The sequence below is a fragment of the Dickeya sp. NCPPB 3274 genome, from assembly GCF_000406205.1.
Lineage (GTDB): Bacteria > Pseudomonadota > Gammaproteobacteria > Enterobacterales > Enterobacteriaceae > Dickeya > Dickeya fangzhongdai.
On record NZ_CM001979.1, the window covers coordinates 4,561,724 to 4,582,028 of the forward strand.

Genomic DNA, 20,305 nt, shown 5'->3' on the forward strand with positions numbered 1-20,305 from the left:
GGAGCGGTGACGGGCGTATCATGCCCGAATGATATGCATATGCAAAAGACAACAATCCTCATCAGATTAACTACATAAAAATTATTTCAAGTGCCTCAAAAGGAAATTACACATGGATACAGTGGAAGAAATAGGTGGAACATACTTTTATAATGGGATGATAAATTTAAGCGCAGGTGAATTATTCTTCTGGGTTATGGTTGATGAAACCATGAAACACTTTGGCATTGATGATGCACTCGCGATGAGCATGATTCTTTTAGGGAGAAATGATCAAGACACAAGAAGAAAACCGTCCGGTGCAATAAAAGGAACGTCATTATCTAGCATATACTCAAGACGAATATTCAAAAAAACAAAAATCCCGCTGGGAATATCATTACCAACGATTATTGGCGGTCCAATCCAAGGATTAAAGATAAGGTTTGTCAGGAACCTAGGGACATTCGTTGGCAGAACAATACCTGTTTTAGGTTGGGCCATATTAATTTGCGATGTAAGCACCATATCCTATAATACTGTACGACACTACAATCAGATAGCCAGAGGAGAGGATAAATTATATGGAAATTAATAAGAAGAAAGTAATAGATCTGGTAGAGAGACACGCTGGAATTTCAATAACTCCATATCAAAAAGAAATAACAGAGGAAACTATAATAAACTCAGACTTTGATTTTGATGATGATGAAATACAGGCATTGATGTCTGATTTCTTTAAAGAACTAAATGTCACCCCAGATGGTTTTAATATAAAAAATTATTATTATGATTATTCAGAACATAGTTTTCTCTCTCTTTTAAACCCTTTTAAAAAGATAGAAAAACCAGAATTAAAAATATTATCTGTAGCGATGCTTATAGAATCTGCAAGATTAGGACGTTGGCTTTACGACTGACCTCCGAAGTGCATACTATACCCGTCACACATCAAATCTTAGTTTAGGGTATATACTTCGGAGGTTATTAAAAATAATAATTAATCTCTTCGTTATACTCCATCATGCCAGATACTATAACCAGAAGTGCCGGCAGCTTTATGCGACCAAGATATGCTTTTATATTTAAGCATAATCTCTTCATAAGGGATTGACTCTATATTATTTATAGAGTGCGGATACGATGAAGATACAGATACTACTCTGGCATCAGCCAATGTTAATTCATAAAAAACTTCCAACTTCCCAGCTGAATTCGTTCTATAGAAGAAAAAATTTGCCGTTAACTTTTCATTTGAAGTAATGGATACGCCTAACAGCGGAGAAGATTTATCGATAGGCTTTACTAACTGTATCGGATGATGAGCCACATTATCATCTCGTGTTATCGTATGGTTCAATCCTAATACCTGTATCTGATCTTCATGTCCAGACTGATAACGATTACCGATAGAATCTATAGTAGAACAGCCAGAAGAAATTAATCCCTGCTGATCGCCTTCCAAAGTTAGATAAATAAGATATGACATTTTTACATCCTTTTTTCTATTCAGTCATCCACGTGTGATACTTTCTTTTAAAACTGGCATTACAAAAATTACATCGAGCTGATTTAAATACAGCAACCGAATCGCAGAGATCCTTGTATCACAATCCTCGTATTTCGATAAACCATTCCCATTAATCTACTGCACCTATAGATTTTCCCCCACAAACCCCACCACATGCTCCACAAACGCTTCCGGATGGGAAATAAACGGCGCGTGGGCGGCTTTCGGCATCACTACGGAGGTGGAGTGCGGGTACTGTGCGTCCATCAGCGCGGCGACTTTGCGCGGCACCAACCCGTCCAGCGCGCCGTACAGACGCAGGAACGGCACGGTCAGTGTGGTCAGCGGTTCACGCAGATCGGCGTGGCGCAGGATCTCCAACCCGGCGTTCAGCACTTCGGTAGTAGGCGTCGGTTGACCGGACAGCGCCACTTTCAGCAAGCGGGCGTCTTTTCTGGCGCTTTCGGTACCCAGCGTCTGCAACGCCAGAAAGCGCTCGATGGTGCCGAAGAAATCTTCACTCAGCATTTGCTGGAAACCGGACAACACCTGTGGGCGGATGCCCGGCCAGTCGCCGCGCGCTTCAAAGCACGGGGACGACGCCAGCGTAATCAGCGCATTGACCCGTTCCGGCGCGCTCAGCGCCGCCTGACTGGCTACCAGCCCGCCCAGCGACCAGCCCAGCCATACCGCCCGCTCCGGCGCCTGCGCCAGCACCTGCTGCGCCATGTCGGCAAGCGACATCACCCCGAATCCCTGACTCTGACCATAACCCGGCAGGTCCACCCGATGCAGCCTGAAATGCGGGGCCAGTCGCATGACGATGTTGTTCCATACCTGCGAATTCATTCCCCAGCCATGCAGCATCACAAGTTCGCATGTTCCTTCCCCTTCCGTTTGCCAGTGCAGTGCTCCCATGGGTTATGTTGTCCTCCGTCAGAAATGGAATAATTCAGGCCACGCCGCCCGGCATGCCTGATGACTCAGGGAAATGCGATGTTGACGATCATGGCACAGTGCTGGCTCTGCCAGCAGCCGCTCTATCATAGTCATCACGGGATTTGCAGTCACTGTCGCCGTCATCTGCCGCTGCCGGTCACCAGCTGTCCGCGCTGCGGCCTGCCTTCGGCGTCCGACACGCTGCCGTGCGGACGGTGCCTGCAACAGCCGCCGCCGTGGCAGTCGTTGCTGTTTGTCAGCGATTATCGGCCGCCGCTGAGCACGCTGCTCAAACGCGTCAAATTTCAGGGGCGCACCGAGCTGGCGCCGGCGTTGGCGCGGCTGATGCTGCTGCAATGGTTGGCGCGCCGCCAGGACACCGCCCTGAGCCTGCCCGCCGCGTATCCGCGGCCTGACGCCATCGTCACCGTTCCTCTGCACCGACGGCGTCACTGGCGGCGCGGCTTCAACCAGACCGACCTGCTCGCGCGTCTGCTGGCGCGCTGGCTGGGCTGCGCGTATCACCCCGCCGCGCTGATCCGTGTGCGTTCTACCGTTCCCCAGCAGACGCTGGGCGCGCATTCCCGTCGCCGCAACCTGCGCGGCGCGTTCGAGTGTCGGCATGACGTCGACGGTAAACGGTTAGTGCTGCTGGACGATGTGGTGACCACCGGCAGCACCGCGGCGGAAGTCAGCCGGGTATTGCGCCATGCCGGCGCGCGGCAGGTTCAGGTGTGGTGTCTATGCCGCACCTTGTCGTAACCGCCGGGATGGGCGTATTATAACCAACTGGCGTAGTCAACTATTGAGTTAACATTATGATTCGTATTACCGACGCTGCTCAGGAGCACTTTGCCAAGCTGCTGGCCAAACAGGAGGAAGGCACCCAGATCCGTGTCTTCGTCATCAATCCCGGTACCCCGAACGCCGAGTGCGGGGTGTCCTACTGCCCGCCCGATGCCGTCGAGCCGAACGATACCGAGCTGAAATTTGAGAAACTGTCCGCCTACGTGGATGAACTCAGCACGCCGTATCTGGAAGACGCCGAAATCGACTTCGTGACCGACCAGTTAGGTTCCCAGCTGACGTTAAAAGCGCCGAACGCCAAGATGCGCAAAGTCGGCGACGATGCTCCGCTGATGGAGCGCGTGGAGTATGTGCTGCAATCCCAGATCAACCCGCAGTTGGCCGGTCACGGCGGCCGCGTCACGCTGATGGAAATTACTGGGGAAGGTTACGCCATTCTGCAGTTCGGCGGCGGCTGCAACGGCTGTTCCATGGTGGATTACACCCTGAAGGAAGGCATCGAAAAAGAGCTGTTGCAGAAATTCCCGGAACTGAAAGGGGTGCGTGACCTCACCGAGCATCAGCGCGGCGAACACTCCTACTATTGATAGGATGTCATTCTGACAGGATGTCGCTTGGGATAGTCATTCTTATCAGATGGATACGATGCAGTGCTGATCGGATGCGATGCTGACGACCGGCCCCATCGAGCCGGTTTTGATTATCACGGGCGGCCAGTCACCTGGCCGCCCGTCGTTTTTCCCGGCGCCGCTTACTCGCCGCCGCTCAGGCTTTTTTCGTTCTTTCTTTTTCGTTTCTTTCTTTTTTGTCTCTCCTTTTTTGTTTCTTCCTGCTGCTCGTTACCTGCCGGCTTCGCCGTCTTTCTGGTCCGCGACGGTACCGGTCCGCCACGACGCAAATCGATATCCCGAATCAACCGTTCCAGATAGCGGTCGGTAAAAATGGAATCCAGCGAACGGCTCAGCTTGCGCCGCCAGTTGGGGTATTCCTGATGGGTGCCCGGCACATTCACCGGCGTCGCCATATCCAACCAGTCTTCAAGCTGCAATCCCAGCAGCGCGCTGGCGCTGTCGGCCAGATAACGCTGCACTCCGCGGTTAAGCTGGGCGCTCATGGTCGTGAGCGATGCATTACGCCCAACCCGCTGCGGCAGCAGTCCCTGTTCATGCAGGGCGTCAAGCAGCCCCTGCTTGGCGCTTTCCCGCGCGTCGTGCTGCTGTTGCAGCAATGCGTCGGTGGGATACAGCCCGAGATCCTTGCCCAGCGTCAGATCGACGCCCTGCCAGTAGCCACGCAGCGTCGCCAGGTCGTGGGTGGTGATCGTGGCCATTGAGCGAGGCGGATACTCGTCCGGCGCGCGAAAACGATCGTGCTGATCCTTTTCAAAAAACAGTACCTTATAGGAATAGATGCTGTTGTCGCGCAGTTTGTTGACGATCTCATCCGGCACCGTCCCCAGATCTTCGCCGATCACCAGACAGCGATGACGATGGCTTTCCAGCGCCAGAATCCCCAGCAGATCATCCACCGGATAAAGCACATAAGCGCCGTGGGTTGCGGTGCTACCGCTCAGAATCCACCACAGCCGCAGCAGCCCCATCACATGGTCGATACGCAGCGCGCCGCTGTGCGCCATGTTGCTGCGCAACAAATCGATAAACGGCTGATAGCCGCGCTGGCGCAGCAGAATCGGGTGCATCGGCGTCAGGTTCCAGTTCTGTCCGCCCGGCCCCAGCGGATCCGGCGGCGCGCCAAGCGTCACCGACATGCAGTGCAATTGCTGATCGCCCCAGGTATCCACGCCGCCCTGCGCCACCCCCACCGCCAGATCGCGATACAGACCGATCGGCATGCCCAGTTGTTTGCTGTGGGAAAAACAGGTCGCCAGCTGTTCATGCGCCAGCCACTGCAGCCAGCAATAAAACTGCACATCATCGGCGTGTTCCTGTCGGAATCGCAGCGAGGCGTCGCTACGCGCGTCATGGTATTCCCGCGGCCACTGTAACCAATCGGCGGCCGGTTCGTCCTGCTTCTTCAGCCACGCCTGCAACGCGTCATAAGTCGCCTGCTGCAACAGGCTTTCATCGTGGGTTTTCAGAAATTGCTGGAAGGCGGTTTTGCGCGGGTCCAGCGCGTTGCGGCGATTGAAATGGTTGAACGCCAGCCGCAGCGCCGTCAGTTTCAGGCTGGTGACCGCGGCGTAATCCACCCATCGGCTGGCGCGGGCGGCCGTCAGCCGTCGCTGGACGTCATCCTGCTTCCACCACTCGCAGGCGGCGTCGCTCTGATGAAAATCATCCACCTGATTCACATCGATATAGATAATATTCAGCCAGTTGCGCGATGACGGGCTGTACGGGCTGGCGGCTTCCGGTTCGGCCGGATAAAGCGCGTGCAACGGATTAAGGCCGACAAAAGCGCCGCCCCGGCGCGCTACCTGCTCCACCAGCGTTTTCAGGTCGCCGAAATCGCCGATCCCCCAGTTATCCGACGAACGCAGGGTATAAAGCTGCACCGTGACGCCCCACCAGCGTTTTCCCTGCGTCAGCGCTTCCGGCTCATAACACCGCGCCGGCGCCACTATCACCCGGCATGACCACTGCTGCTCGCCCTGCGTCAGAATGAGTTGGTGGTAGCCGAGCGGCAGGTTGTCCGGCAACGCCAGCGCCGCCTGCCCGGCCGAACGCCCTTCGATAATGCCGCCTTTCTCATAGGTGAGCGTCCAGCCATACTCGCCTTCATCGCGCAGCGGCAACCTATGCTGTTGCCCCTGCCGGAATACGCACACCGAAGGCAACGGCGCTATCGTCGGAGCCGCCACATCAAGCAGTTGCAGCAGTTTCGCGCGGGTTTCCTGGTCTATCGCCTGTTCATTACCGTAAGCATCTTTATAGGTATCAGCGATCCCCGGATGTTGGGGTACAGATTTTTTTGCTTTCAACGCCATGGTATTGATTCCTTAATCACGCATCGTCCAGATGCGTTTCTGATAATCATGAATTGCCCGATCGGCACTGAACATCCCCATACGGGCGGTATTCAGAATGCAGCGACGCGTCCATTCATCAGGTTCACGATACAGCTCATCCACACGCTGTTGAGCCTGGCAGTAAGGTGCGAAATCGGCCAGCACCAGATAGGGGTCCCCCAGCTTCAGCAGGCTATCCAGCAGAGGGGCGAACGCCGTTTTATCCCCGTGACTGAAGGTTCCATCGGCCAGTTCGGCGAGGATTTCCTTGAGCAATGGATTCGCGGCAATGTAGCGAGCGGGTTTATAGCCGTCGGCGGTCAGCGCTTTCACCTGTTCGACGGTATGCCCAAAGATGAACAGATTCTCCGCGCCCACTTCCTGCGCCATCTCCACATTGGCGCCGTCCAGGGTGCCCACCGTCAGCGCGCCGTTCAACGCCAGCTTCATGTTGCCGGTGCCGGACGCCTCCTTGCCCGCCGTGGAAATCTGCTCCGATACGTCAGCGGCCGGGATAATCCGCTCCGCCAGCGAAACACGGTAATCCGGCAAAAAGACCACTTTCAGGCGATCATTCACCCGCTTGTCCCGGTTAATGTGCTCCGCCACGCAGTTGATGGCGTAAATAATGTTTTTTGCCAGCACGTACCCCGGCGCAGCCTTGGCGCCAAACAGAAAAAGGCGCGGCACGATATCCAATCCGGGGTCGGCAAGCAATCGCTTATACAGCGATAAAATGTGCAGCAGATTCAGATGCTGCCGTTTGTATTCGTGCAACCGTTTGATTTGCACATCAAACAACGAGGCCGGATCGATACGAATGCCGTATTCGCGCTGCAAAAATTGCGTCAGTTGCGTTTTGTTGTCCTGCTTGATGCGCCGGTAGCGCGCCCGGAACGCGCTGTCCTGCGCATAGGGCGCCAACCCGTCCAGCAGCGTCAGCCGGTTGCCCCATTCGGTACGCAGGGTATCGTCAATCAGCGAAGAGAGCGCCGGGTTGCACTGTTTCAGCCAGCGGCGCGGCGTAATGCCGTTGGTGACATTGTGAAACTTCGTCGGCCACAGCTGGTGATATTCCGGAAACAGGTCGCGCACCACCAGATCAGAGTGCATCTGCGCCACCCCATTGACCGCAAAGCAGGCCACTACGCACAGATTCGCCATTCTCACCTGACGGCGATGCACCACCGCCAGCCGCGCCCAGACGTGCCTGTCGCCCGGCCAGCGCGCCTCCACCTGCTGGCGCAGGCGCTCATTAATCGTTTTGATAATCGACAGATGACGCGGCAGCAGCCGGCCGAACAGCCGTTCGTCCCAGCACTCCAGCGCCTCCGGCATCAGGGTATGATTGGTGTAGGCAAACAGGCGCCCGGTAAGCTGCCAGGCCTGTTCCCACGGCATTTCGTGCTCGTCCAGCAACAGACGCAGGGTTTCGGGGATCGCCAGCGTCGGATGGGTATCGTTCAACTGCACCACTTCATAGTCGGGCAACGTCTCCAGAGACCTTCCTACGCGCTCATGCCGCCGGAAGATGTCCGCCACGGCGCAGGCGCACTGAAAATACTGCTGCATCAGGCGCAGTTTTTTACCTGCCGCGTGATTATCGTTCGGGTAAAGCACCTTGGTCAGACTGGCGGCGGCGATGCCCTGCTGCTCGGCTTTCAGGTAATGACCGGCGTTGAACTGCTCAAGATCAAACGGGTCGCTGTGAGTGGCCTGCCACAACCGCAGCGGTTGTACCCTGCCGTTGCGATAGCCGATAACCGGGATATCGGTGGCCTCGCCGACGATAACCTGCTCCGGTATCCAACGCTCGCTGCCATCCGCCTGTATCGCCAGTTCGCCGCCGAAGCCGACCTCCACCGCCAACTCCGGACGCGGACGCGCCCAGGGGTAGCTGTCGCGCAGCCAGTCGTCCGGCGTTTCCCGCTGAAAGCCCGCGTCAAAATGCTGGCGAAACAAACCGTACTGATAATGCAGACCATAGCCTGTCGCCGGCTGGCCGACCGTTGCCATCGCGTCCAGATAACAGGACGCCAGCCGTCCCAGCCCACCGTTGCCGAGCGCCGGGTCGGTTTCCTGTTCCAGCACATCGCTCAGCGCCAGCCCTTGTTGCGCCAGCACCTCCGCCACCGCGTCATACCAGCCCAGATTGAGCAGGTTGTTGCCGGTCAGGCGGCCGGGCAGGAACTCCATCGACAGGTAATTGACATGCCGCGCCGCCGCAGACGCGGCGTCGGGCGGGAGCAAGTCGGCAGACGTCAACACATCCAGTTGCTCCGTCAGCGCAGCGCTCACCAGTTGCCAGCACTGACGCAACGACAGCGCCTGCAAGGACGGTTGAGCGCACGCCTGCAACTGACGCTGCAGGGCGGCGGCGAACCGGGAAGGATTGAATGATGGTGACATCGTGCCTCTCTCCTCTATCAGTGATGGAAAAAGGCACGTCGGGATCAGCACAACTCCAACTGTACCTTATGTTGTTCGATGATTTTCAGCACACTGGGCGGTGGTAACTGATCGGTAAAAAGATAGTCGATCAAATCCATGTTACCCAAATTGACCATAGCGTTACGGCCGAACTTCGAATGGTCCGTCACCAGCATCACGCAGCGGGAGTTTTCGATAATCGCCCGCTTGGTGCGTACCTCGTGGTAATCAAACTCCAGCAACGAGCCGTCCATATCAATACCGCTGATTCCCAAAATGCCGAAATCGAGCCTGAATTGAGAGATGAAATCCAGCGTGGCCTCGCCGATGATGCCGCCGTCCCGGCTACGCACCTCGCCGCCCGCCAGAATCAGGCGGAAATCTTCTTTGGCGGTCAGCAGCGTTGCCACATTCAGGTTGTTGGTGACCACCCGCAAATCTTTATGGTTCATCAGCGCGTGGGCCACCGCTTCCGGCGTGGTACCGATATCAATAAAAAGCGTAGCACCATCCGGAATCTGGCTGGCGACCTGCCTCGCAATCCTGGCTTTTTCATCAGACCACATCATTTTGCGATCGTGATAGGCGGTATTGACCGAACTGGAGGGCAACGCCGCTCCGCCATGATGACGATGGATCTTGTTCTGTTCCGCCAGATCGTTCAGATCGCGGCGAATGGTCTGCGGGCTGACCGCAAAATGCTCCACCAGCTCCTCGGTACTGACGTATCCCTGCCGACGCACCAGGTCGATAATGGCGTCGTGCCGCTGTGTTTGCTTCACATTGATCCCCTCAAACACCGGCATGCCGTCATGCCGGCCAATTAACAAACCGCGCCTCGCAGGCAAAACAACGCACGGCCATGCAGTAGCCACTGCGTGCCTTTCTGCCACTCATTCGGATTTCGGTAAACGGTATGATGGCATTAGCGGTGTCTGTTGCGTGTATCCCACCATGCCATCAGCAAGCCGATGACCAGCCCCGCGACATGCGCCGCATTGGCGATCGACATGCCCAAAATATCGAAATAGCCCGCCACCAGCCACACCAGCGCAAACGCCATCAAACCACGCTGAAGATGCAGCGAGCCATCCGGCTCACGCTCGCCGCGCAGCCAGACGTACCCCATCAGGGCATACACCACGCCGGACAGGCCGCCGAAATAGACACCGCTGAACCAGGACTGCACCCAACCGCTGAGCGCGGATGACAATAACAGAATGACGCACAACCGCCGGGTGCCGAGCACGCGCTCCACCGGGCCGCCGAGATACCACCACCACATCAGGTTGAACAGGAGATGCAACAGCGAGAAATGCAGCAGCGCGTGACTGAACCAGCGCCAGAGCTGCAGGGTCTGCGTGCTGTCCGGAAAGGCTAACAGCACCATCATGCGCTCGACGCCGTAGGCCTGCATCAGCAGGTAGACGGCGATGGCGACCACCAGCACGGCCAGCGTCAACGGCCCCGCACGCTGGCGCAGCGTCTGCAGGTAGGAAAACGACGGATAACGCAGCCCGCTGTCGGTGGTGCCGTTCTGCCAGCTGGCCGCCTGATAGCGCTCATGCCAGGGCTCCTGCAGAAAGCGCGCCAGTTCCTGCTTCACCCGCTCCTGCTGGCTTTCATCCGGCAGCCAGATATCCACCTCGCTGCCGTTGATGCGGACAACCAGTCGCACCTGGTGCGTGTGCATATAGTCGACAAACGCCTGCGCCAGACGCGGATTGGATAACGCAACAATTCGGATCATGACAATAGCCCAACGCTTCCCGCCAATGAATTTATGTCTTCGATTCTAAAACATTTACTGCCCGGAGCGCAGCGCAATAACCGTTCATAACCCCTGCTATTTCCGTTTGGATGTGATGGCTTTCACATCTATGGACTGAGGGATATCTCCGCCAACGATTGTTGGTGGCGGCGACCAACCTCTTCTGCTGTACATCTTCTGCTGTACATCCCCCACGCGACGCCAGTTAGCTATGTTTTCGTGAAAGCGGGAAGCGGGACAAACATCAACCAATTGATTATTATTGAAATTATATTTACCACTATCGTATTGATGGCCGTGTAATTCATGTGGGTACATATTTTATATCACTTAAACAGATCAATTTTATTAAAATGATAGATTTTATAAATTGAAAGGTAGTGACCGATCGTTTTAAACGATTTTCATATTGGATGCACAGGCGTTAAATTAATCTGTAGAAAATAACAGCACTGATAGCGGTGATTATTCATGCGATGAATGAATTATTCGTGATACGCCTGATTCCGGTATTGACGAGAGAAAAAAGAATTTTTGCTTTTGACCTTTTATTAAACCAGGAAATACCTGTCAGCCCCGGCGCCAGGGGACACGCGAAAAACGCATCATGGCTGATGGATAAATTTCAGCTTTTTTCCATGAAACTGAATTATATTCGTACGGCTTCTTTATTTTCATCGTCGCCGGACCAAAAAATAACCATTGAACTGGACAGAGAACTGCTGGCTTTTATTTTAAACAACAAAGAAATAAAAGACACTATCGCCTTTATTAAAAACGTGCGGTTTATTGTTGATGCTAATATGGACATCATCAACAACCATGAAGATTATCGTTCATTAAAAGAGCTATCGGCAATATCGAAAATATGGATCAATAACTTCGGCACCGGTAATACCAGTTTAACGTCGTTAAAGAAAATGCCGTTTGAGCACATTAAAATCAACAAAGATTTTATGTTGCGATACGGAAACATGAACTTCTTTCGTAAAGTGCTGGATGATGTCAATACATGGAGCGATGGCGCAATACTCACCGGAATCGATAATTACGAGCTTCACAGTAAATTTTCAGCCGACATGTTTTACGGTATGCAGGGCGAATTGTGGAACACCATTATTCTGACCACGGACGATCATGCGCTGCGTCCTCCACGACCCGGCCTGACCCGTCCATGACCACGCCACAATCAGGGAGCATTCGCAGGCCACATGACTATCACCGCTGCCGAACTCGACGCGGCCATCAGGGAAAATAATGGGCTATCGCTCTGCTACCAGCCCATCCTCAACGTCAGGACAGGGCGAATAGACGGTGCCGAAGCCCTGCTGCGCTGGCATCATCGGGACTTCGGCCCGCTTTCCCCAACCCGTATTATTCCGCTGGCCGAGCAAGCCGGCCTGATCAATAAGCTGGGAATCTGGGTGCTCAGCGAAGTCTGTCGTCAGCATAAAGCAAACCCGGATTGCACCTTCTCAGTCAATATTTCCCCCCTGCAACTGGAGCAGGAAGGATTTGCTGACAGCGTGATAACCACGCTGAATAACGCCGGCTGCGACAGCGAAAAAATTGAAATCGAAATAACGGAAAATCATCGACTGAAGAATACCACTCACGCCAGAAAACATATTTATCAATTACGCGAACAGGGCATCACGGTGTCGTTGGATGACTTTGGGGCGGGCTACGCCGATATTCATTACCTTTACCAGTATGAATTCGATAAGGTGAAAATCGATAAAAGCCTTATTACACAGATTTGCACCAATAAGAAAAATGGCCTGCTGGTTGAGTCGTTAATTCGAACGATGCACGAAATGACTCTCTCCGTCACGGTGGAAGGGGTCGAAACCGAACAGCAACTTCGCACCCTGACGGCCTTGCAGTGCGACAGAATACAGGGGTTTCTGATTTCCAGACCGATTACGGCCGATCAATTGACCGCATTTATTCATACTTATCGACGGTAATATCGCCGCCAGCGCGACCACCGCATTCTAAAAATATCTTATCCACCATGCTGATGATTCAGCATGGCGCTATTTTATTTATCACACCGGGGAAAACATGCATACACCTGCGGATATGACACCGAAAGACGCCATCGATTTATTGCTGAGCGAAACGAATATCATCAACTACCTTCATCTGGTCGCCAGCATGAATCACTATCTGTATCAACAGAAGATACAGGCGTTAAGCTCACAGGAATTCGGTTTTTTAGCAACCCGGTTGAAGCGCATAAAAATCGACGTTAACCAACTGGCCGAACTGAGCGATCGCGACAAAACGCGCCTCCGGGAGGCCTGCCATGACATTATTCAGTTTATCGAAAACCGCTAACTGACCGTCGGTATGGCGCCTGACGCGCCATACCGGTTCACCGTCATTGCGCCGCCACATCCTGCGGAAAGCGCGTTTGCCAGGCGTCGAAACCGCCATCCACGCTATATACGGCCTCAAAACCGAGGCTGATCAGGTAATTCGCCGCGTTACGGCTGCTGATGCCGTGATAGCACATCACCATCACCGGCTGTTCGAAATCGGCGCCGCGCACAAAATCCGACAGGGTTTCGTTGGTCAGGTGGGTTGAGCCAGGCACGTGTGCGGCGCCAAAGCTCTGCGGATCGCGAATATCCACCAGCACATTGCCTTGCTGCCAGCGCTGATGCGCCTGCTCAATATCGATTGCCTCAAACTGCTCCATTGCCTGCCTCATGTTGCCTGATAAAGGGGGATGGTTACCAAATGGTATGCCTTGCATTGCGCGCATTGTAACCCACTCATCGCGCCGATAGACCGGACAAACTACAGGGATATCGTGAACAGTCGGGCGTGCGCTACGGGGAAAACACCCGGCTCACCCAGGCTGAACAGGTTATCTTTAATTAAATCAGGCGCGAAACTGTTAGCTACATCACGCGTAAATGTTTTTAATTGGTTAACGCTTGGCTAACATGTTTGTTTTCGATTAATATCGTGAGCGAAAACGAACATTGTTACTTTTAACGACATTATAGCTTTTAACGAATATGACGGCTTTTGACGTGGCGGAGGAGAAAACGTGGAAACCAAAGATCTGATCGTGATCGGCGGAGGCATTAACGGTACCGGCATCGCGGCGGATGCCGCCGGGCGCGGACTGTCCGTTCTGTTGCTGGAAGCGCAGGATCTGGCCTGCGCCACCTCTTCCGCCAGCTCAAAGCTGATTCATGGCGGCCTGCGCTATCTGGAACACTATGAGTTCCGGCTGGTGGGGGAAGCGCTGTCGGAACGCGAAGTGCTGCTGAAAATGGCGCCGCACATCATTTTCCCGATGCGTTTTCGCCTGCCGCACCAGCCGCACCTGCGTCCGGCCTGGATGATTCGCGCCGGTCTGTTCATGTACGACCATCTGGGCAAGCGCGTCAGCCTGCCGTCCAGCCACGGGCTGCGATTCGGCCGTGAATCGGTGCTGAAACCGGAACTGACGCGCGGTTTCGAATATTCCGACTGCTGGGTGGACGACGCCCGTCTGGTGGTGCTGAACGCGCAGGAAGTGGTACGTCGCGGCGGCGAGGTGAAAACGCGCATGACCGTCACCCGCGCCCGCCGCGAAAACGGCCTGTGGGTGGTGGAAGCCGAAGACGCGCTAAGCGGCGAGACGCATCGCTGGCAGGCGAAAGGCCTGGTCAATGCAACCGGCCCGTGGGTACGCCAGTTCTTTGACGATGGTCTGGCGCTGCCGTCGCCGTACGGCATCCGTCTGATTAAAGGCAGCCATATCGTCGTTCCGCGCGTGCATCAGGAAGAGCAGGCCTACATTCTGCAGAATAAAGACCACCGCATCGTGTTTGTGATCCCGTGGCAGGATGAGTTTTCCATCATCGGCACTACCGATGTGGAATACCACGGCGATCCGCATCAGGTGAAGATTGACGACAACGAAATTCGTTACCTGCTGGATGTATACAACGACCACTTCAAAAAACAGCTGACGCGCGACGACATCGTCTGGAGCTACTCGGGCGTGCGTCCGTTGTGCGACGACGAATCGGATTCTCCGCAGGCCATCACCCGCGATTACACGCTGTCAGTGGCGGATGAAAGCGGTAAGGCGCCGCTGCTGTCGGTGTTCGGCGGCAAGCTGACCACCTACCGGAAACTGGCGGAACACGCAATGGACAAGCTGGCGAAATACTACCCGCAGGCGGGCCAGGCGTGGACTAATCGCGCCATTCTGCCCGGCGGCGATATCAGCGGCAGCCGCGAAGACTACGCCGCCCTGCTGCGCCGCCGCTACAATCTGCCGGAAGCGCTGGCGCGTCGCTACAGCCGCACCTACGGCACCCAGAGCGAGAAAATACTCGGCAACGCGCAGGCGCTGAGCGATCTGGGTGAACATTTCGGCCATACCTTGTACGAAGCCGAGCTGCGTTATCTGGTGGAGCACGAATGGGTGGTGTCGCTGGAAGACGCCATCTGGCGCCGTACCAAACTGGGCATGTGGCTGGATGACGCCCAACAGCAGCGTATTAGTGAATGGCTGGCGGACTACCGCAGTCAGTTAGCGAAAGCAGGTTAACCGCGCATAAAAAACGGCTTCCGCCAGGGAAGCCGTTTACCCCTCTCAGAAAACCTACCTACAACCGTATCGGCTTGATATGCCAGATGTCGTCGGCGTATTCCTGAATGGTGCGATCGGCGGAGAAATAGCCCATATTGGCGATGTTGTGCAGGGTACGCCGCGTCCATTCGTCCTCGTCGCGGTACACATCGTCCACCTTGTCGTGGCTATCCACATAACTGCGGTAATCCGCCAGCAACTGGTAGTGATCGCCGAAATTGACCAACGAATCGAACAGGTCGGCATAGCGGCTCGGTTCATCCGGGCTGAACACGCCGGTGGCGATCTGCGTCAGCACCCGGTGCAACTCCTCGTCCTGATTGTAGAATTCACGCGGGTTGTAACCGTTGCGCCGCAGTTCTTCCACCTGTTCCGTGGTGTTGCCGAAAATGAAGATATTCTCGTCCCCCACCCGCTCACGCATTTCGACGTTGGCGCCGTCCAGCGTGCCGATGGTCAGCGCGCCGTTCAGGGCAAACTTCATGTTGCTGGTGCCGGAAGCCTCGGTGCCCGCCAGCGAAATCTGTTCCGACAGGTCGGCCGCCGGAATGATGATTTGCGCCAGGCTGACGCCGTAGTTGGGGATGAAAACGATCTTCAGTTTGTCTTTCACCTCCGGGTCGTTGTTCACCACGCTGGCCACATCGTTGATCAGGTGAATGATGTGTTTAGCCATGTAGTAGGCGGATGCCGCCTTGCCGGCAAAGATGGCGACGCGCGGTACGCGATCCAGATTCGGGTCATCCTTGATGCGGTTATAAAGCGTAATCAGGTGCAACACGTTGAGCAGCTGACGTTTGTACTCATGAATGCGCTTGATCTGCACATCAAACAACGCGCTGGGATCCACCACCACGTCCAGGTGCTGGGCGATGTAGATCGCCAGCCGCTTTTTGTTTTCCTGTTTGGCCTTGCGCACTTTCTGCAGGAAGGCCGGAAAATCAATGTGCGGCTTCAGATCCGCCAGTTGGCTCAGGTCGGTGCGCCAGGTTTTGCCGATGGTGTCATCCAGCACTTTCGATAGCGACGGGTTCGCCAACGCCAGCCAGCGGCGGGGAGTGACACCGTTGGTTTTATTACAGAAACGGTCCGGATAGAGCCGGGCGAAGTCGGCGAACAGCGACTGCACCATCAGGTCGGTATGCAGTTGGGACACCCCGTTCACCTGATGACTGCAGATCACCGCCAGCCATGCCATGCGCACTTTGCGTCCGTGGGTTTCATCCACGATCGACACCCGCGTCAGCAAATCGTTGTCGTTCGGGAAACGTTCCTGCACGTCGTCCAGAAAACGGTCGTTGATTTCGAAAATCAGTTGCAGATGGCGCGGCAGAATTTTGCCCATCATGTCGACCGGCCAGGTCTCCAGCGCCTCACCCATCAGGGTGTGGTTGGTGTAGGAGAATACCTTGGTGACCACTTCCCAGGCGGCGTCCCACTTGAACTTATGCTCGTCGATCAACAGGCGCATCAGTTCCGGAATCGCCAGCACCGGGTGGGTGTCGTTGAGGTGGATAGCGAATTTTTCCGCCAGATTGGCGTAGGTTTTGTGCATCATCCAGTGGCGGCTGAGGATATCCTGCACCGTGGCGGAGACCAGAAAGTACTCCTGACGTAAACGCAGCTCGCGGCCGGAATAGGTGGAATCGTCGGGATACAGCACGCGCGACACGTTTTCGGAGTGGTTTTTATCCTCCACCGCCGCGAAATAGTCGCCCTGATTGAATTTACCGAGGTTGATTTCGTTACTGGCCTGCGCCGCCCACAGCCGCAGGGTGTTGGTGGCGTCGGTATCAAAGCCGGGGATGATTTGATCATAGGCGCAAGCGATGATCTCCTCGGTTTCCAGCCAGCGGGTTTTATTGCCCTCATGCTGGATACGACCGCCGAAACGCACTTTGTAACGGGTGCTGTGGCGGACGAATTCCCACGGGTTGCCGTATTCCAGCCAGTAATCCGGCGACTCCGCCTGCCTGCCGTCGACGATGTTCTGCCGGAACATACCGTACTCGTAACGGATGCCATAACCGCGCCCCGGCAGCGCCATAGTGGCGAGCGAGTCGAGGAAGCAGGCCGCCAGCCGTCCGAGGCCGCCGTTGCCCAGCGCCGGATCGTCCTCTTCTTCCAGCAGTTCGTTCAGATCCAGGCCCATCGCTTCCAGCGCGTCCCTCAGATCGTCAAACATGCCCATCGCCAGCAGCGCGTTGGACAGCGTACGTCCCAGCAGGAATTCCATCGACAGGTAGTAAACCTGCCGGACATCCTGCGATAACTGCGCGCGATTGGAACGCAGCCAGCGCTCTACCATGCGATCCCGCACGGCCAACACCGCGGCATTTAGCCAGTCATGTTTACTGGCGATGCTGGGATCCTTGCCTACGGTAAACATCAACTTGTAAGCGATGGAGTGTTTCAGCGCGTCTACGCTAAGCGTAGGTGAGTTGTAGATAAACGGAGAGTTCATATGTCATTCCCACTGATGCGTACTACCACAGACGTTGATAAAGCGCACGATAGGCCTGGGCAGCAACCTGCCAACTAAAATCCATCGCCATTGCCTGACGCTGTACATAACGCCAGAGCGAAGGGCGTGACCACAACACAAAGACCCGACGAATCGCCCGCGACAGCGACGCTGTATTGCAATCGCTGAACACAAAACCGCTCGCCAGGCCATCGGCCAGATTTTCCAGCGAGCAATCTGCCACTGTATCCGCCAGCCCGCCGGTGCGCCTGACCAGCGGTAACGTGCCGTATTTCAGGCCGTACAGCTGAGTCAAACCACAGGGTTCGAACCGACTAGGAACCATAATCACATCCGCCCCGCCAATAATGCGGTGCGAGAACGCTTCGTGATAACCGATCTGCACGCCGACACGGCCGTGATACTCCGCCGCCGCCGCCAAAAAACCTTCCTGCAGGGTGGCGTCGCCCGCCCCCAGCACCACCAGTTGCCCGCCTTGCTCCAGCAAACCCGGCACGGCCTGCAACGCGATATCCAACCCCTTCTGGCTGGTAAGGCGGCTGACGATGGCGAACACCGGCACCCGGTCATCCACCTTCAACCCCATCGCCGTTTGCAGATGCCGTTTGTTGTCCGCCTTGCGCGCCAGCTCATCGCGGCTATAGGTGGCGGTCAGCAGCGAATCGTGCGCCGGGTTCCAGATCTCGTCATCCACGCCGTTGAGGATGCCGGACAGACGGCCGGCGTCCTCCCGCGACTTCAGCAACCCTTCCAGCCCGTAGCCGTATTCCGGCTGAGTGATCTCATGCGCATAGGTCGGGCTGACGGTGGTGATGTGATCCGCATAGTACAGCCCGGCCTTGAGGTACGAGATCTGACCGTAGAACTCCAGCCCGTACATGCTGAAGTACTCCGGCGGCAACCGCAGCTCCGACATGTGACGAGCATCAAATAATCCCTGATAAGCCAGATTATGGACGGTAAATACCGATTTTGCCGGTCGACCTTTCGCCGCCAGGTAAGCGCAGGCCAGCCCGGCGTGCCAGTCGTGGGCGTGCACGATGTCCGGCTGCCAGAACGGATCGACGCCGCTGGCCATTTCCGCCCCCATCCAGCCCAGCAGACCGAAGCGTAGAAAATTATCCGAATAGGCAAACAAAGAGGTGTCGTGATACGGGCTGCCCGCCCGCTCATACAGGTGGGGAACATCGATCAGGTAGATGCCCACGCCGTTGTAATGACCGTAGCGCAGCGTGACACGACCGCCAAACGTATCCAGCTCCCGCACCACCTGCGCATCCGGGATGCCTTTTTTCAGGTCGGGGAACGCCGGCAGCAGCACCCGCACATCCATCCCCGCGGCGATCTGCGCGCTGGGCAATGCCCCCACCACATCCGCCAGTCCCCCGGTTTTCAGCAGGGGGAACAGCTCTGAACACACATGTAATACCCGCATCTTGTCTCCCGTTCAGCCGCCTCGTCTCAGGCATGGCGGCATCAATCCCCCGGCGCCCTCGGCCGGGTATCACGGCTAAGGTTTGAGTTTGGCCAGCATGGCGCGCGTCACCAGCACAATCCCTTCTTCGGAACGATAAAAGCGACGGTTGTCATCCTCGGCGTTCTCGCCGATCACCATGCCTTCCGGAATTTCGCAGGCGCGATCGACAATGCAGCGATGCAGACGGCATGAGCGCCCCACTTTGACATCCGGCAGCAGCACCGACGAATCGATGCTGCAGAAGGAGTTGATGCGCACCCGCGGAAACAGCACCGAGTGCGTTACCACCGAGCCGGAGACGATGCACCCGCCGGAAACCAGCGAATTCATGGTCAGCCCGTGGCTGCCGGAGCGGTCCTGCACGAATTTGGCGGGCGGCAATGCCGCCATCGCCGAGCGAATCGGCCAGTTATGGTCGTACATGTCCAGCTCCGGCATGACCGAAGCCAGATCGAGGTTGGCGCGCCAGTAAGCCTCCAACGTTCCCACGTCCCGCCAGTAAGGCGGCGCGTTGTCCGAAGAGGTGACACAGGAGAGTGTGAAGGGGTGCGCCCAGGCATGTCCTTGCGCTACGATTTTCGGGATCAGGTCCTTGCCGAAATCGTGGCTGGAGTCCGAGGTGCACACGTCTTCTTCCAGCCGCCGGTAGAGATAGTCGGCGTTGAACACGTAGATCCCCATGCTGGCCAGCGCCATGTCCGGGTTATCCGGCATCGGCGTCGGTTTGGCGGGTTTTTCGTCAAAACTGATAATGCGGTTGTCTTTATCCACGCTCATCACGCCAAACGCGTGCGCTTCCCCGATGGGAACCGGAATACAGGCCACCGAGCACTCGGCGCCGTTCTCCACGTGGTCCAGCAGCATACGGGAATAATCCATCTTGTAGATGTGGTCGCCGGCCAGAATCACCACGTATTCCGCCCGATAGCGCCGGATAATATCCAGGTTATGGCACACGGCGTCGGCGGTGCCGCGATACCAGTGGTCGTTTTCATCGTGTCGTTGCTGCGCCGGCAGCAAATCGACAAATTCGTTCATTTCGGTATTCAGGAACGACCAGCCGCGCTGGATGTGCTGCACCAGCGTGTGCGACTGATACTGGGTGATAACGCCAATCCGGCGGATACCGGAATTCAGGCAGTTGGAAAGAGCAAAATCGATAATCCGGTACTTACCGCCAAAGTGTACGGCCGGCTTGGCGCGGTATGCGGTCAAATCTTTCAGTCGGGTACCTCGCCCGCCCGCCAGAATCAGCGCAACGGATTTCAGGGGCAATTGTCTGGCCAGCATCAGAGGATCGTGTTTGTCAGTACTCACCATGTCAGGCTCCTTA

At 55.8% G+C, this 20,305-nt stretch carries 18 protein-coding genes; 8 read left to right on the top strand and 10 right to left on the bottom strand.

Annotated elements, in window-relative coordinates; genetic code table 11:
* The first annotated feature begins 112 nt into the window (after positions 1 to 112).
* Positions 113 to 574, top strand: coding sequence for an STM2901 family protein (locus DXX3274_RS20395; RefSeq protein ID WP_042861374.1), 462 nt, complete (start codon positions 113 to 115; stop codon positions 572 to 574).
* Positions 564 to 899: a DUF1493 family protein gene (locus DXX3274_RS20400; RefSeq protein WP_042861376.1), complete on the top strand. Its 336-nt coding sequence runs from the start codon at positions 564 to 566 to the stop codon at positions 897 to 899. The genes DXX3274_RS20395 and DXX3274_RS20400 overlap by 11 nt, the downstream gene beginning before the upstream one ends.
* A 92-nt stretch (positions 900 to 991) precedes the next feature.
* Here DXX3274_RS20400 and DXX3274_RS23155 read toward each other — a convergent pair whose 3' ends face one another.
* Together DXX3274_RS23155 and bioH are read right to left on the bottom strand one after the other, a co-directional pair.
* Positions 992 to 1,468, bottom strand: coding sequence for an Hcp family type VI secretion system effector (locus DXX3274_RS23155; RefSeq protein ID WP_071603997.1), 477 nt, complete (start codon positions 1,466 to 1,468; stop codon positions 992 to 994).
* A gap of 165 nt (positions 1,469 to 1,633) precedes the next feature.
* Positions 1,634 to 2,407, bottom strand: coding sequence for a pimeloyl-ACP methyl ester esterase BioH (gene bioH / locus DXX3274_RS20405; RefSeq protein WP_042861377.1), 774 nt, complete (start codon positions 2,405 to 2,407; stop codon positions 1,634 to 1,636).
* A 78-nt stretch (positions 2,408 to 2,485) separates the two neighbouring features.
* On the opposite strand from bioH, the gene gntX reads away from it, so the two are divergent.
* Both gntX and nfuA read left to right on the top strand, forming a co-directional pair.
* Positions 2,486 to 3,190 (top strand): DNA utilization protein GntX, encoded by a 705-nt coding sequence (gene gntX / locus DXX3274_RS20410; RefSeq protein WP_042861378.1) that lies wholly within the window; start codon positions 2,486 to 2,488, stop codon positions 3,188 to 3,190.
* 56 nt (positions 3,191 to 3,246) lie between these two features.
* Entirely contained in the window at positions 3,247 to 3,822 is a 576-nt protein-coding gene (nfuA, locus tag DXX3274_RS20415) for a Fe-S biogenesis protein NfuA (RefSeq protein WP_042861380.1), read from the top strand.
* Positions 3,823 to 3,986: 164 nt separating this feature from the next.
* Here nfuA and malQ read toward each other — a convergent pair whose 3' ends face one another.
* From malQ to glpG, 4 genes are all read right to left on the bottom strand, one after another.
* The gene (gene malQ / locus DXX3274_RS20420) at positions 3,987 to 6,182 is read right to left on the bottom strand and encodes a 4-alpha-glucanotransferase (RefSeq protein WP_042861382.1); all 2,196 of its coding nucleotides are present in this window, start codon (positions 6,180 to 6,182) and stop codon (positions 3,987 to 3,989) included.
* Between the two features lie 12 nt (positions 6,183 to 6,194).
* Positions 6,195 to 8,612 carry a maltodextrin phosphorylase gene (gene malP / locus DXX3274_RS20425; RefSeq protein WP_042861384.1) on the bottom strand — a complete coding sequence of 806 codons (2,418 nt, stop codon included), beginning with the start codon at positions 8,610 to 8,612 and terminating at the stop codon, positions 6,195 to 6,197.
* 44 nt (positions 8,613 to 8,656) lie between these two features.
* Positions 8,657 to 9,415: a DeoR/GlpR family transcriptional regulator gene (locus tag DXX3274_RS20430; RefSeq protein WP_012768014.1), complete on the bottom strand. Its 759-nt coding sequence runs from the start codon at positions 9,413 to 9,415 to the stop codon at positions 8,657 to 8,659.
* A 143-nt stretch (positions 9,416 to 9,558) separates the two neighbouring features.
* Positions 9,559 to 10,383 (bottom strand): rhomboid family intramembrane serine protease GlpG, encoded by an 825-nt coding sequence (gene glpG, locus DXX3274_RS20435; RefSeq protein ID WP_039692860.1) that lies wholly within the window; start codon positions 10,381 to 10,383, stop codon positions 9,559 to 9,561.
* A gap of 497 nt (positions 10,384 to 10,880) precedes the next feature.
* Here glpG and DXX3274_RS20440 point away from each other — a divergent pair, with 497 nt between their 5' ends.
* From DXX3274_RS20440 to DXX3274_RS20450, 3 genes are all read left to right on the top strand, one after another.
* Entirely contained in the window at positions 10,881 to 11,582 is a 702-nt protein-coding gene (locus DXX3274_RS20440) for an EAL domain-containing protein (RefSeq protein WP_238556066.1), read from the top strand.
* Between the two features lie 33 nt (positions 11,583 to 11,615).
* Positions 11,616 to 12,374 (top strand): EAL domain-containing protein, encoded by a 759-nt coding sequence (locus DXX3274_RS20445; RefSeq protein WP_042861389.1) that lies wholly within the window; start codon positions 11,616 to 11,618, stop codon positions 12,372 to 12,374.
* 97 nt (positions 12,375 to 12,471) lie between these two features.
* Positions 12,472 to 12,747: a hypothetical protein gene (locus tag DXX3274_RS20450; RefSeq protein ID WP_042861392.1), complete on the top strand. Its 276-nt coding sequence runs from the start codon at positions 12,472 to 12,474 to the stop codon at positions 12,745 to 12,747.
* A 43-nt stretch (positions 12,748 to 12,790) separates the two neighbouring features.
* On the opposite strand, the gene glpE is transcribed toward DXX3274_RS20450, so the two are convergent.
* Positions 12,791 to 13,111, bottom strand: coding sequence for a thiosulfate sulfurtransferase GlpE (gene glpE / locus DXX3274_RS20455; RefSeq protein ID WP_038664846.1), 321 nt, complete (start codon positions 13,109 to 13,111; stop codon positions 12,791 to 12,793).
* 357 nt (positions 13,112 to 13,468) lie between these two features.
* On the opposite strand from glpE, the gene glpD reads away from it, so the two are divergent.
* Complete coding sequence (gene glpD, locus DXX3274_RS20460) at positions 13,469 to 14,968, top strand: glycerol-3-phosphate dehydrogenase (protein WP_042861394.1); 1,500 nt, start codon at positions 13,469 to 13,471, stop codon at positions 14,966 to 14,968.
* A gap of 58 nt (positions 14,969 to 15,026) precedes the next feature.
* On the opposite strand, the gene glgP is transcribed toward glpD, so the two are convergent.
* The 3 genes from glgP to glgC form a co-directional block, all read right to left on the bottom strand.
* Positions 15,027 to 17,474, bottom strand: coding sequence for a glycogen phosphorylase (glgP, locus tag DXX3274_RS20465; protein WP_042861396.1), 2,448 nt, complete (start codon positions 17,472 to 17,474; stop codon positions 15,027 to 15,029).
* 22 nt (positions 17,475 to 17,496) lie between these two features.
* Positions 17,497 to 18,930: a glycogen synthase GlgA gene (gene glgA, locus DXX3274_RS20470; RefSeq protein WP_042861398.1), complete on the bottom strand. Its 1,434-nt coding sequence runs from the start codon at positions 18,928 to 18,930 to the stop codon at positions 17,497 to 17,499.
* Between the two features lie 75 nt (positions 18,931 to 19,005).
* Positions 19,006 to 20,292: a glucose-1-phosphate adenylyltransferase gene (glgC, locus tag DXX3274_RS20475; protein WP_042861400.1), complete on the bottom strand. Its 1,287-nt coding sequence runs from the start codon at positions 20,290 to 20,292 to the stop codon at positions 19,006 to 19,008.
* Between the last annotated feature and the right edge of the window lie 13 nt (positions 20,293 to 20,305).

Coding starts and splice junctions, on each gene's coding strand:
- DXX3274_RS20400 (WP_042861376.1), top strand. CDS start 564: ATGGAAATTAATAAGAAGAAAGTAATAGATCTGGTAGAGAGACACGCT.
- malP (WP_042861384.1), bottom strand. CDS start 8,612: ATGTCACCATCATTCAATCCTTCCCGGTTCGCCGCCGCCCTGCAGCGT.
- DXX3274_RS20440 (WP_238556066.1), top strand. CDS start 10,881: ATGAATGAATTATTCGTGATACGCCTGATTCCGGTATTGACGAGAGAA.
- glpE (WP_038664846.1), bottom strand. CDS start 13,111: ATGGAGCAGTTTGAGGCAATCGATATTGAGCAGGCGCATCAGCGCTGG.
- DXX3274_RS23155 (WP_071603997.1), bottom strand. CDS start 1,468: ATGTCATATCTTATTTATCTAACTTTGGAAGGCGATCAGCAGGGATTA.
- glgC (WP_042861400.1), bottom strand. CDS start 20,292: ATGGTGAGTACTGACAAACACGATCCTCTGATGCTGGCCAGACAATTG.
- glgA (WP_042861398.1), bottom strand. CDS start 18,930: ATGCGGGTATTACATGTGTGTTCAGAGCTGTTCCCCCTGCTGAAAACC.
- bioH (WP_042861377.1), bottom strand. CDS start 2,407: ATGGGAGCACTGCACTGGCAAACGGAAGGGGAAGGAACATGCGAACTT.
- nfuA (WP_042861380.1), top strand. CDS start 3,247: ATGATTCGTATTACCGACGCTGCTCAGGAGCACTTTGCCAAGCTGCTG.
- gntX (WP_042861378.1), top strand. CDS start 2,486: ATGTTGACGATCATGGCACAGTGCTGGCTCTGCCAGCAGCCGCTCTAT.
- glpG (WP_039692860.1), bottom strand. CDS start 10,383: ATGATCCGAATTGTTGCGTTATCCAATCCGCGTCTGGCGCAGGCGTTT.
- DXX3274_RS20445 (WP_042861389.1), top strand. CDS start 11,616: ATGACTATCACCGCTGCCGAACTCGACGCGGCCATCAGGGAAAATAAT.
- glgP (WP_042861396.1), bottom strand. CDS start 17,474: ATGAACTCTCCGTTTATCTACAACTCACCTACGCTTAGCGTAGACGCG.
- DXX3274_RS20450 (WP_042861392.1), top strand. CDS start 12,472: ATGCATACACCTGCGGATATGACACCGAAAGACGCCATCGATTTATTG.
- malQ (WP_042861382.1), bottom strand. CDS start 6,182: ATGGCGTTGAAAGCAAAAAAATCTGTACCCCAACATCCGGGGATCGCT.
- DXX3274_RS20395 (WP_042861374.1), top strand. CDS start 113: ATGGATACAGTGGAAGAAATAGGTGGAACATACTTTTATAATGGGATG.